This is a genomic window from Photorhabdus machadonis (assembly GCF_052657765.1).
In genome coordinates, this window is record NZ_CP199761.1 from 3332183 (window position 1) to 3345110 (window position 12928).

8 protein-coding genes are annotated in these 12928 nt (G+C 43.4%); 5 read left to right on the forward strand and 3 right to left on the reverse strand.

Annotated features, from left to right (window positions below; translation table 11 throughout):
• The first annotated feature begins 206 nt into the window (after positions 1-206).
• Together ACUN2T_RS15700 and ACUN2T_RS15705 are read left to right on the forward strand one after the other, a co-directional pair.
• The gene (locus tag ACUN2T_RS15700) at positions 207-1505 is read left to right on the forward strand and encodes a glycosyltransferase (RefSeq protein WP_445493944.1); all 1299 of its coding nucleotides are present in this window, start codon (positions 207-209) and stop codon (positions 1503-1505) included.
• A 288-nt stretch (positions 1506-1793) separates the two neighbouring features.
• Positions 1794-3089, forward strand: a complete 1296-nt coding sequence (locus ACUN2T_RS15705) for a nucleotide disphospho-sugar-binding domain-containing protein (RefSeq protein WP_445493945.1) — start codon at positions 1794-1796, stop codon at positions 3087-3089.
• A 361-nt stretch (positions 3090-3450) separates the two neighbouring features.
• Here ACUN2T_RS15705 and ACUN2T_RS15710 read toward each other — a convergent pair whose 3' ends face one another.
• The 3 genes from ACUN2T_RS15710 to pepN all read right to left on the reverse strand — a co-directional run bounded on the left by ACUN2T_RS15710 (position 3451) and on the right by pepN (position 7993).
• Positions 3451-3996 carry a cell division protein ZapC gene (locus ACUN2T_RS15710; protein ID WP_445493946.1) on the reverse strand — a complete coding sequence of 182 codons (546 nt, stop codon included), beginning with the start codon at positions 3994-3996 and terminating at the stop codon, positions 3451-3453.
• 203 nt (positions 3997-4199) lie between these two features.
• Positions 4200-5210, reverse strand: coding sequence for a quinone-dependent dihydroorotate dehydrogenase (pyrD, locus tag ACUN2T_RS15715; RefSeq protein WP_445493947.1), 1011 nt, complete (start codon positions 5208-5210; stop codon positions 4200-4202).
• A 170-nt stretch (positions 5211-5380) separates the two neighbouring features.
• A complete protein-coding gene (gene pepN / locus ACUN2T_RS15720; RefSeq protein ID WP_445493948.1) occupies positions 5381-7993 on the reverse strand; it encodes an aminopeptidase N in 2613 nt (870 codons plus the stop codon).
• A gap of 348 nt (positions 7994-8341) precedes the next feature.
• Between pepN and pncB the strand changes: the two genes are divergently transcribed.
• The 3 genes from pncB to ACUN2T_RS15735 all read left to right on the forward strand — a co-directional run bounded on the left by pncB (position 8342) and on the right by ACUN2T_RS15735 (position 12637).
• Positions 8342-9553 carry a nicotinate phosphoribosyltransferase gene (gene pncB / locus ACUN2T_RS15725; protein ID WP_445493949.1) on the forward strand — a complete coding sequence of 404 codons (1212 nt, stop codon included), beginning with the start codon at positions 8342-8344 and terminating at the stop codon, positions 9551-9553.
• 203 nt (positions 9554-9756) lie between these two features.
• Positions 9757-11157, forward strand: a complete 1401-nt coding sequence (gene asnS, locus ACUN2T_RS15730) for an asparagine--tRNA ligase (RefSeq protein WP_445493950.1) — start codon at positions 9757-9759, stop codon at positions 11155-11157.
• A 334-nt stretch (positions 11158-11491) separates the two neighbouring features.
• Positions 11492-12637: a porin gene (locus ACUN2T_RS15735; protein ID WP_445493951.1), complete on the forward strand. Its 1146-nt coding sequence runs from the start codon at positions 11492-11494 to the stop codon at positions 12635-12637.
• Positions 12638-12928: the final 291 nt, after the last annotated feature.

Below are 12928 nucleotides of genomic sequence, written 5' to 3' on the forward strand. Positions count from 1 at the left end.
GACCGCCGTGTCATAAGCCAGCGGGCGGGCTGACTCTATAAAACGTCCCGAACGACACGCATAATTCTCTGAAAAAATCTAGCGTGTTAATTATTGCTAAAATGAATTAATTATTACCATAATGAATTTATAACTACTGTCATAAAATGATTACACTCTAACCGGAGCTAACATAACTCAATCAAAACAGTATGAAGGAGCAAGCCATGGCACGTATTGTCATTGCAGCTGTCGCAACACCCGGACATGTCTATCCAATGTTAAAAGTCGCTCAATCACTGATAGCGCAAGGGCATCAGGTAACCGTATTCACCGGTGCGTTATTTCGCCAACAAACAGACGCTTTAAGCGCACAATTTGTCCCTTTTGATGAGCAGATAGACTTTGACTACCGTCATTTAGAACAGCATTTCCCTGACCGTGCGCAACTTCCACCAGGAAATGTACAAATGGCACTGGCATTTAAAAATTTCTTCTCCGCCCCAATCCCACGCCTCGACCGTCAACTACGACAGATTATCCGTGAACAACAGGCGGATCTGCTTATAGCCGAGAACTGCTTTTACGGCATATTGCCACTGCTGCAAGAAAAAAAAACCCATCGTATTCCAGTGATCACAATTGGCATAACGCCTCTGGCTTACTCTTCGAAAGATTCAATTTTCTGGGGACCACGTATCCCACCCGCAGTCCTCCCACCAGAATTGACACATGAACAATTAGTGGATGAAGAAAACCGACAGCTGATAACCGAAGTGCAGGAGAGCTTTAATGCCGCATTAGTTCAGTCTGGATGCGCTACGTTAACCCGATCTTTCAACGATGAAGTCATTTTCGGCTCTGATCGCTTTTTGCAACTGTCAACCCTGGCTTTTGAATACGCGCGCGAAGGATTGCCTGATACAGTCCATTTTATTGGCCCACTCCCCAACCCTGCACAGACAACAGAATCACCTCAATTATGGGAAGAAGAGGATCTACGGCCATTGGTTATAGTCACTCAAGGTACTATCTCCAATACCGATCTAAATCAGTTGATTTTCCCCACATTGCATGCACTGGCTGAATTACCTGTACGTGTACTGGCGACCACCGGTGGCAGATCGGTAGAAACACTGCGTGAGAACATACCTGAAAACGCCCGCATCGAAGAATTCATCTCATTTGAGCACTGGCTACCGAAAGCTTCACTGCTAATATCCAACGGGGGTTATGGCACAATTAACTACGCCCTCAGCCACGGTACGCCGTTGCTCATTGCCGATGCAGGAGAAGGCAAACAAGAAGCCGCTTTTCGTGTCATATGGGCTGGATGCGGAATGAACCTGGATACAGCACATCCCACTGCATCTCAACTTAAACAAACCGTGGAAAATATGCTGAATACAGACTTGTTTAAACAACGTGCACAAATTGTCCAGAAAGATTACGCAAAACATGATGCATTAACAGCAATATCCCGTCACGTAGAACAATTAATTCTTGAACAACGCCGCATTAACTAATGCCCTGGATACCTTCCTCTTTCCTCTCCATTTTGGTGCTAACACAGACTAAAAGGGGGAGGCAATCGGCATACTTCATAACTTCATAACTTCATAACTTCATAACTTCATAACTTCATAACTTCATAACTTCATAACTTCATAACTTCATAAAAAAATAAATCATAGTGATTATTGCATATTGAATTATTATTACTACAATGAATTGATGACCTTAGTCATAAAGTGATCCCCCCTTTTAGTCAGGAGTTATCGTAATTAAATCAAAACAGTATGAAGGAGCAAGTTATGGCACGTATTGTCATTGCAGCGGTTGCAACACCCGGGCATGTCTATCCTATGTTAAAGGTAGCTCAATCACTGATAACACAAGGACATCAGGTAACTGTATTCACTGGCGCATTATTTCGCCAACAGGTAGAAGATTTAAACGCAAAATTTATCCCTTTTGATGATCAAATAGACTTTGATTACCGCCACTTAAAGCAACGTTTTCCTGACCGAGCGCACCTTCCTCCAGGAAATCTGCAAATGGCACTAGCGTTTAAAGATTTCTTCTGTGGTCCAATCCCATTCCTCGATCGCCAGCTACAACACATCATCCATGAACAGCAAGCAGAATTACTTATCGCCGAGAACTGCTTTTATGGCATATTGCCACTGCTGCAAAAAGAAAAAGCTCATCGCCTTCCAGTGATCATAATTGGCATAACGCCTCTGGCTTACTCTTCAAAAGACTCAATTTTCTGGGGGCCACGTATCCCACCCGCATTATTACCATCAGAATTGACACATGAACAACTCGTGGATGAGGAAACCCGACAACTAATAACCGAAGTACAGGATAGCTTCAATGACGCATTAGCTCAGTCAGGATGCGCTACGTTAACCCGATTTTTCAACGATGAAGTTATTTTGGGTTCTGATCGCTTTTTACAACTTTCAACTCTGGCATTTGAATACCCACGAGAAGGATTGCCTGATACAGTCCATTTTATTGGCCCACTCCCCAACCCCGCACCGACAGCAGCAGCACCTCAATTATGGGAAGAAGATGATCCACGACCATTGATTATAGTCACTCAAGGCACCATGTCTAATACCGATCTAAACCAGTTAATTTTCCCCACATTGCGTGCACTGGCTACATTGCCGGTACGTGTATTAGCAACCACCGGTGGCAGATCGGCAAAAATACGGCAAGAGAACATACCTGACAACGCACGTATCGAAGAATTTATCTCATTTGAGCACTGGCTACCAAAAGCTTCATTGCTAATATCCAACGGGGGTTACGGAACGATTAATTACGCCCTCAACCACGGTACACCAGTGCTCATTGCCGATACAGGAGAAGGCAAGCAGGAAACAGCGTTTCGCGTCGTATGGGCTGGATGTGGTATTAATCTGGATACAGCACAACCGGCTGAATCTCAGCTTAAGCAAACAGTGGAAAATATGCTGCGTACAAACTTGTTTAAACAACGCGCGCAAATCGTCCAAAAAGATTACGCCAGTCACGACGCATTAGCAGCAATATCCCATCACGCAGAACAATTAATCTTCGAAAACCGTGCTAATTAACTTCATTATCTCTCCTCCCCATCTCGAAACTAATGTTATCCAAAGGGGAGGATATTACCAAAACGCTTCTTATATATTTTCTCACTCCTGCTTCAAATGAGTGAACTCTAGCGATTACATATAATAGGCAAGTTTCTGTGATAATAGTCAACAGGTGATTTTAGAAGACAAGAAAAAAGTGACTTACTCATAATCAATGGAAAGATATCAGATGGGAAGATGTGAATGCGATAAAATTTCCTCAGATGATACAGAACCATTTTCTCAATTAACAACGATAATTATATTCTGGCTTGTAGTTGTATTCCAAAAAGTGGTTTTACTTCCGGAAATCACAGAGCAAATAGATCTTAAACCCAAATCAAACCGCAGCGCCATAAATTGGCATACAAACAGGTTCCACAAATGGCATCAACCGATCATTCATAATTTTGATTGGATCGCAAAAGCTCATTACGCGATCAGATAACGTTAATTTCGGTTGCGCCAGCAAACAAAGACTCGCACTATCTCCAGCTTCCGCGACCAGAAATATAGCCTCTGTTCCACAATCCTGAAGCCGTACCTGAATTAATTCTCCTTGTACAGGTTTTTCTATCATGGCAAACCGGGAAAAATACCAGCTTCTTGGCATTTGCGGCTTTATAAAGCGAAAAGCAACTAACGCATTAAGAATTAATTCAGCCCTGAATTCATCTGAAATATTAATCCGACGTGTCTGTTCTTCAAAACAATAATAAAGCGCTGCATCTTCTACAGAAAATGAAGTCTCTCCCATGGCATAAGGCGTCAGCATCTTTGCAGGAAAACAGGAACGAAAAACCATACCCTTAGACAGATCGAGCATGACACGGTCATGGTCAGTATCAAAATACCAGCGCCATTGATCATCAGGTTTAAGTTTCATGGGTTATCCTTATTATGCAAAAAAACTAACATCGCTAAATAGATGCACTAAACAGATTGTAAATAACTTGTCCGCTATTCAGTGAAATAAGCCTTGCCATATAGTTAGATATATGAAGGACTGATATAAATTTAGACGATCAGAGCGAATATAGACGAGTTGGGGGCAAAAATAAACCCCCAATGATAAATTAACAGGAAAATTTAGATATGATTGACGATATCTTTGACTAATTTTGGACCATGATAGATAAATCCGGAGAAAATCTGTATTAAAGAAGCCCCTGCGGCTATTTTTTCTCTGGCTGCGGTCAGTGAATCTATTCCCCCAACACCGATAATAGGAATTTCACCTCTTAATTCTTGAGAGAGCCGGCGAATAACTTCTGTACTGCGTAACTGAACCGGCCGGCCACTTAACCCACCAGCGTGTTGGCAATAGTTAAGCCCCTCAACTAATTTCCTGTCTAATGTTGTATTAGTCGCAATAGCACCATCGATATTATGACGAATTAAACTATCTGCAATTTGGACCAACTCTTCTTCAGAAAGATCTGGTGCGATTTTTACCGCAACAGGAACATATTTTTGATATTTTTGCTGAAGCTCACCCTGCTTATCTTTAATCGCAGACAATAAATCATCCAGCGCTTCACCATATTGCAATGTCCTTAAACCTGGCGTATTTGGTGAAGAAATATTAATCGCAATATAGCCGGCATGAGGATAAATTTTATCCATGCAGATTAAATAATCATCTTTCCCATGCTCTACCGGCGTATCTTTATTTTTCCCAATATTGATCCCAATAACCCCACCATATTTTGTCTTTTTGACATTTTCCACCAGATTATCAACACCAAGGTTATTGAAACCCATACGGTTAATGAGCCCTTCAGCTTCAACAATACGGAATAATCTGGGTTTATCGTTTCCTGCCTGGGCTCGTGGGGTTACAGTACCAATTTCAATAAAACCAAATCCCATTGCACTAAATGCATCAATACAATCGCCATCTTTATCAAGACCTGCGGCCAAACCAAGGGGATTCTTAAATGACAGTCCCATACAAGTAACGGGTTTTGTAGCAACTGACTGATGGATAAGAAATTCGAAAGGACTACCAGTAATACGCTTGAGCTGGCGGAAGGTTAACTCGTGTGCCCGTTCCGGATCAAGCTGGAATAACGCCTTCCTGATGAGAGAGTAATACATGCGATCTCCTGAGATCAAGATAACAGGGAGTGACTGCCGTAAATTAAGCGCCGGGCATCTTAATAAGATCTGATCCGAAAGTAAACGGATGGCAAGCAGAAATTTATTATCCAAGAAAATAGGGCAAAAAGAATATCGGGCTAAATAACCATTAGCCCGATAAATAGTTATCAGCTTTCTAACGCCTTAGTGATTTTTTCAAACAGATCACCAGACAGATTTTCCAGCCCTTTCAATTGATTCAATACGTTACACATCATACTTTGGCGTTTTTCGTCATAACGTTTCAGACGAATCAATGGTTCAATCAAACGGGAAGCAATCTGTGGGTTACGGCTGTTAAGATCAGCCAACATTTCCAACAGGAACTGATAACCACTGCCATCTTCAGCATGGAATGCAATCGGGTTGTTAACAAATGCACCAATCAAAGCACGCACTCTGTTTGGGTTACTCATGCTAAATGAACGATGATTCAATAGATTACGCACATTAGCGAGAACATCTGCCGCCGGACTACTTGCTTGTAAACTAAACCATTTATCCATAACCAAGCCATCCTGATGCCACCGTTCATCAAATTCTGCCATCAATTGATCACAGCAAGGCAGCTCCGCTATCACCGCGCTAAATAACGCCGCCAATACATCAGTCATATTGTCAGACTGATGATATTGATTTGATATCAGTTTATCGGCCTGCTCTTGAGAGCCAAAGGCCAGATAATATAAACAGATATTACGTAGAGAACGTTTGGCAATATCCTGATGATCGACGCGGTATGCACCTATATTGATAGCGTTATAAACCACAGCAAACTCATCCGCCATTTCCTGCACCAAAGTACGGGTGATTGTATGCAGAACTTCATGAATCGCCTTTGGATCGATTATCGCAAATAATTCCGCCATCTCACCTTCTGACGGCAAAGTCAGAATATGAGCAGCCAGAGCCGGGTCAATATCACTCTCCAGCAACACCGCGCGGAAAGCATCGACCACATGCATTGGCAGTTCGATCGGTTGCTTCTGCTGGTAACGGATAACATTCCGTTTGATATGGTTTGCCATCAGCGACTGAGCCGCATCCCAGCGGGAAAACGCATTACGGGCATGTTTCATCAAAAATGCCAATTGCTGATCGCTGAATGGATAATCCAGTTTCACTGGCACCGAGAATTCCCGTAATAAAGAAGGAACCGGCAATGACGGCACATCATCAAATACAAACGTCTGTTCTGCATTGGTGACATTCAGCACATGGTGAACTGGCTGACCATCATAACGCAGTGGGATCACATGGCCTTTGCTGTCATAGAGCTCAATATCCAGTGGAATATGCAGAGGTTGTTTCTCTTTTTGATCAGCGGTAGGAGGGGTCATCTGGCTGACATGCAACTTATACTGCCGTTTTTCCGCATTATATTCATCACGAACGGTCAGCACCGGTGTACCAGACTGGCTATACCAGCGACGGAAAAGAGACAGATCGACATTTGATGCATCTTCCATTGCCTGAACAAAATCATCACATGTTGCAGCACTGCCATCATGACGATGAACATAAAGCTGCATCCCTGCCTGGAATTGCTCTTCACCCAGCAGGGTATGCATCATACGGATAACTTCCGCGCCCTTCTCATACACAGTTACTGTATAGAAGTTATTCATCTCAATCACTTTATCAGGGCGAATTGGATGTGCCATTGGGCTGGCATCTTCGGCAAACTGTGCCGCACGCATAACGCGCACGTTATTGATACGATTAACAGAACGAGAACCAAGATCAGAGCTAAACTCCTGATCACGGAATACCGTCAACCCCTCTTTCAGACTCAGCTGAAACCAATCGCGACAAGTGATACGGTTACCGGTCCAGTTATGGAAATATTCATGACCAATCACGGCTTCTATACCAAGATAATCTTTATCCGTCGCCGTTTCAGATTTTGCCAGCACATATTTGGAGTTAAAAACATTCAGGCCCTTATTCTCCATTGCACCCATATTGAAGAAATCCACCGCGACAATCATATAAATATCCAGGTCATACTCAAGACCAAAACGGGTTTCATCCCATCTCATGGCATTTTTCAGGGACGTCATTGCCCAATCAGCCCGGTCGAGATTACCACGGTCAACAAACAACTCCAGTGCAACTTCACGGCCACTACGGGTGATAAAAGTATCGCGCAAAACATCGAAATCACCCGCAACCAGAGCGAACAGATAACTTGGTTTTGGGAATGGATCCTGCCATTTCACCCAATGACGCCCATCATCCGTTTCCCCCTGTTCAACCCGGTTACCATTTGAAAGCAGATACGGATATTTGGCTTTATCAGCTGTAATACGGGTTGTAAAACGAGCCAGTACATCAGGGCGATCAAGATAGTAGGTAATATGACGGAAACCCTCTGCTTCACACTGGGTACAAAGTGCGTCGCCAGAGACATACAAACCTTCCAGAGCGGTGTTTTTCGTTGGGTGGATCTCATTAACAATTTTCAAAGTGAACTGGGCCGGCAACTGCTCAATGACCAGAGTTTCACCCTGCTCACGGTAATGTTCCCACGGTTGACCATCCACATGAAGGCTTTTCAGCGTCAAGTCTTCACCATTCAGCACCAATGGCGTTATTTCATGACTCAGACGTTTTATCTGGCTAATGGCGGTGACTTCTGTGCTATCAGCATCAAGATTAAAATCAAGTTCAATATCAGAAATCGTATAGTCCGGAGCGCGATAATCCCGGCGGTATTTAGCTTGTCGCTGTTGTGTCATAAGAAACCTTTTTGTCGTTTCATACTTATGGAATTCATTCAATCCCAAATCTTACGCTGCCACAGAAAGAGGTTAAAGTTCAAGATTGAAATAACGCACCTTCTGGCATTAAACATGCATTAAGAACGAGTATGATGTTATGTAAAGAATATGTTTACTATTTGGTGCTTGTTATCACTTAATGATCAAATAACATGATAACATTTAACCAAAGACCTTTTTAATTTCGATTTTCTGGTGAACGATATGATGTTATGTGACTTCAATAACAAAATAATCCCGGTATACTCTTCCAACTTTATCGATTTAGCTGACACGAATAGGCTCCGTGAGGATGCATAACGCGCTATGACCCTAGACGCTACCCCGATTATTAAATCACTGCTTGATACTGACGCTTATAAACTTCATATGCAACAAGCCGTGTACCACCGTTACAGCCACATACCTGTCGTTGCAGAGTTTCGCTGCCGCAGTGATGAACTGCTGGGTGAATATGCCAAAGAATTACACCATCAGGTTAATATGATGGCGGATTTGGCATTAACCGATGCTGAGTTTAATTACCTTTCCAGCCTGCCTTTTTTCAAGGCGGATTATCTAAATTGGTTCAAAACCTTTCGTTTTAATCCACAGCAAGTCAATATTTCTGTAACCGGTAGTGGTCAGTTAGCTATCCGTATTTCAGGATTATGGCATGAAGTGATTATGTGGGAAGTACCATTATTGGCCCTGCTCAGTGAGCTGGTTCACCGCCATCACTCGCCGGATAACGCAGCTGAAAATGCAGTCAACCAGCTTCGCAAATTAATTAAATTGTTCTATCAAGACGCGGAAAATGAAGGAATCGATCTCTCCCGTTTCAAACTGATGGATTTCGGCACACGCCGCCGTTTCTCACACGGTGTTCAACATGCCATTGTCAATGAATTGCAACAGAATTTCCCTTACCTGATTGGCACCAGCAACTATCAACTTGCACAACAGCTTGGGATCTCCCCTGTTGGTACACAGGCGCATGAGTGGTTTCAGGCCCACCAGCAAATCAGCCCGGAACTGGCAAACAGTCAACGGGAGGCATTACACAGTTGGTTAAATGAATATCCCAACCAATTAGGTATCGCCCTGACTGACTGCATCACAATGGATGCTTTCCTGCGAGACTTTGATGCTCAGTTTGCCAACAGATACCAGGGCTTACGCCATGATTCAGGTGATCCCGTTGAATGGGGTGAAAAAGCGATCGCCCATTATCAAAAGCTGGGCATCGATCCGATGACAAAAACCCTGGTGTTCTCTGACAGCCTGGATTTCCAGAAAGCACTGGCACTTTATCGCCATTTCCACAACAGAATAAACCTGATTTTCGGGATCGGCACACGGCTGACCTGCAACATTCCAGGCGTTAAGCCACTGAACATCGTTATCAAACTTGTCGAATGTAATGGCAAACCGGTAGCAAAACTGTCAGACAGCCCTGGCAAAACTATCTGTGAGGATAATGAGTTTGTTAACAAGCTACGTGCCGCTTTTGATATACCCGTCAAGCAAGCTTGTTGACACCCTTTTTATAAAACGCAACTGTGCCGCTGGCAAATAAAGCAGCGGCACATCTGGAAAAACCGGTTTCCCTCTTATTCACCATTCAAATTAGTGATTTCCACTTGTTTCCTGAAATATGGCAAGTAACATAGAACAAGTTGCCCCTTGTGTAGGGGTATTCATTTTCACTAACTTGAATTGATAAAAGAAGAGAGAAATTTATGAGCGTAGCGCCTGTAGTCGACGTACTGCAAGGCCGGGTTGCGGTTGATAGTGAAATCACCGTTCGCGGCTGGATCCGTACAAGGAGAGATTCTAAAGCTGGTATCTCTTTCCTCGCCGTCTATGACGGTTCCTGCTTTAATCCATTACAGGCCGTCGTTAATAATAATTTGCCCAATTATCAGAACGACATTCTGTCTTTAACCACCGGCTGTTCTGTCGAAGTCACAGGGACAGTTGTCGCTTCCCTAGGTCAGGGACAGAGTTTTGAACTGCAAGCGACGAAAGTTGTCGTGATCGGTATGGTTGAAGATCCTGATACCTATCCGATGGCTGCCAAACGCCACAGCATTGAATACCTGCGCGAAGTGGCTCACTTACGGCCACGCACCAACCTGATTGGCGCGGTTGCCCGTATGCGTCATACCCTTGCGCAAGCTCTGCACCGTTTCTTCCATGAAAATGGCTACTTCTGGGTTTCAACCCCGCTGATCACGGCGGCGGATACAGAAGGTGCCGGTGAAATGTTCCGTGTCTCCACGCTGGATCTGCAAAACCTGCCTTTAACTGATAAAGGTGCAGTGGATTTCAACCAAGATTTCTTCGGCCGCGAAGCTTTCCTGACCGTATCCGGCCAGTTGAACGGCGAAGCCTATGCCTGTGCATTAAGCAAAGTTTACACATTCGGCCCGACTTTCCGCGCTGAAAACTCTAATACCAGCCGCCATCTGGCAGAATTCTGGATGCTTGAGCCAGAAATTGCCTTCGCTAACCTCAACGATGCCGCCGCACTGGCTGAAAATATGCTGAAATATGTTTTCAAAGCCGCATTAGAAGAACGCGCTGATGATCTGCAATTCTTTGCTGAACGTGTGGATAAAGACGTTATCACCCGTTTGGAGAAATTTATCGATTCTGACTTTGCTCAAATTGATTACACCGACGCCGTTGAAATCCTGCAAAATTGCGGCCAAAAATTTGAAAACCCGGTATTCTGGGGTGTTGATCTCTCATCAGAACATGAGCGTTATCTGGCAGAAAAACACTTTCAGGCTCCAGTGGTAGTGAAAAACTATCCAAAAGACATTAAAGCTTTCTATATGCGAATGAACGACGACGGTAAAACCGTTGCGGCAATGGATGTTCTCGCACCGGGCATTGGTGAAATTATCGGCGGTTCACAACGTGAAGAGCGTCTGGATAGGCTGGATAAGCGTATGGCAGAAATGGGGCTGAATAAAGAAGACTACTGGTGGTACCGTGACCTGCGTCGCTATGGCACTGTTCCTCATTCCGGATTCGGATTAGGCTTCGAGCGTTTGGTCGCTTATGTAACAGGCGTCACAAATGTGCGTGATGTTATCCCATTCCCTCGCACTCCAAGAAGCGCCAATTTTTGATAATTCCATAAAGTAAATATTAAAAAATTATGATGTATATAAAGCCAGCGAAAGCTGGCTTTTTTATTTCTTTAATCCAATTTTCGATCAAAAATCTGCTCGTATTTACATTTTCACACATATTATTTTCACTTTGTTACAAAAATCGTCACTTTGTATCAATTTAATGGTGGATCGAGCTCACTACCAATGAAAGACTGTGCGCCGACACGGACAACACGGTGATCTCATAAATAGTTTCAAAGATTTTCTTAAAGGAATTATTTCTGACAGTAACAAAAGTCCGGGTAACACCAATGATGGTATTTAATGAAGCAATGTAAGGTAACAATTAATGAAAGGTAGTATTTTTGCAGTGGTCATCCCAGCATTATTAGCCGCTGGGGCAACAAACGCCGCTGAAATTTATAACAAAGACGGTAACAAACTCGATCTGTATGGCAAAGTTGATGCACGTCATCAATTCGCAAAAATTACCCAACAATCAGATACAGACCCTACCTATAGTGAGGATGGTGATGCAAGCTACATGCGTCTGGGTTTCAGAGGTGAAACTCAAATCAATAGCCAACTGACGGGTTATGGACGCTGGGAGTACGAGATTCAGGCTAACAACGCTGAATTAGACGGTGCCAAAGGCAACAAAACCCGCCTGGGTTTCGCTGGCCTAAAATTCGCTCAATACGGTTCTGTGGACTACGGTCGTAACTATGGCGTTCTCTATGACATCAACGTCTGGACCGACGTACTACCAGTATTTGGTGCTGATTCCATGTCTCAGGCTGACACCTACATGACGAATCGTGCCACAGGAGTCCTGACTTACCGTAACACGGATTTCTTCGGCCTGGTTGATGGCCTAAACTTTGCCCTGCAATACCAGGGTAAGAATGACGACGACAACAAAAATGGTCGTAATTCACTGCGTAAGCGAGGCGACATCATCAAACCTAATGGTGGCAGTAATGGTGATGGTTTTGGCATCTCCGCAACTTATGATGTTGGGTACGGTATCAGCGTGGGGGGTGCCTACTCTAACGCTGACCGCCCAATAATACATGAAAGACTCGTTACCTCTGTCGCTCGCGGTGAAAGAGCAGAAGCCTGGAACATTGGTGCTAAATACGATGCAAACAACGTATATCTGGCAGCGATGTACGGTGAAACCCACAATATGACATCCTTCGGTTACCAAGATGTTGTCTCGGCAAAAACCCAGAATCTCGAATTAACGGCTCAATATCAGTTCGATTCTGGCCTGCGTCCATCTCTGGCATATGTTCAATCCAAAGGGACAAATTTTTTCTCCAAACAGGACTGGGTAAAATATATCGCCATTGGTTCTTATTATAACTTCAACAAAAATTTGTCTGCCTATATTGATTACAAAATCAATTTGGTAAAAGACAACATATTTACCCAATATTTCGACGTTAACACCAATAACGCGGTTGGCGTAGGTCTGGTATATCAGTTCTAAATTCAACTGAAATAAATACAGAAAACCCAATTAATATGTGATAGCGCTCACTTAAGCGAGCGCTATTCTTTTTTTCAAGAAAAATAATCATCAGTCATCTCATCTGTTGAAAAATAGTACATGGCATACAGACAAGAACATCAACAAGTTACCTATAAAAAAATCTGATGATAAAACAAACACCGTATTTTACTCTTTTCACTAAGCTAAACAGATAATTTTTCTTCTTCACAGACAGCGATTCATTTCCACTTCTCTGACCGACTGGACAGACCAGAGTTCAAAAAACAA

Bases quoted from the DNA above. Each gene is read 5' to 3' on its own strand.
- asnS (WP_445493950.1), top strand. From the start codon at position 9,757: ATGAGCGTAGCGCCTGTAGTCGACGTACTGCAAGGCCGGGTTGCGGTT.
- pncB (WP_445493949.1), top strand. From the start codon at position 8,342: ATGACCCTAGACGCTACCCCGATTATTAAATCACTGCTTGATACTGAC.
- ACUN2T_RS15705 (WP_445493945.1), top strand. From the start codon at position 1,794: ATGGCACGTATTGTCATTGCAGCGGTTGCAACACCCGGGCATGTCTAT.
- pepN (WP_445493948.1), bottom strand. From the start codon at position 7,993: ATGACACAACAGCGACAAGCTAAATACCGCCGGGATTATCGCGCTCCG.
- ACUN2T_RS15735 (WP_445493951.1), top strand. From the start codon at position 11,492: ATGAAAGGTAGTATTTTTGCAGTGGTCATCCCAGCATTATTAGCCGCT.
- ACUN2T_RS15710 (WP_445493946.1), bottom strand. From the start codon at position 3,996: ATGAAACTTAAACCTGATGATCAATGGCGCTGGTATTTTGATACTGAC.
- ACUN2T_RS15700 (WP_445493944.1), top strand. From the start codon at position 207: ATGGCACGTATTGTCATTGCAGCTGTCGCAACACCCGGACATGTCTAT.
- pyrD (WP_445493947.1), bottom strand. From the start codon at position 5,210: ATGTATTACTCTCTCATCAGGAAGGCGTTATTCCAGCTTGATCCGGAA.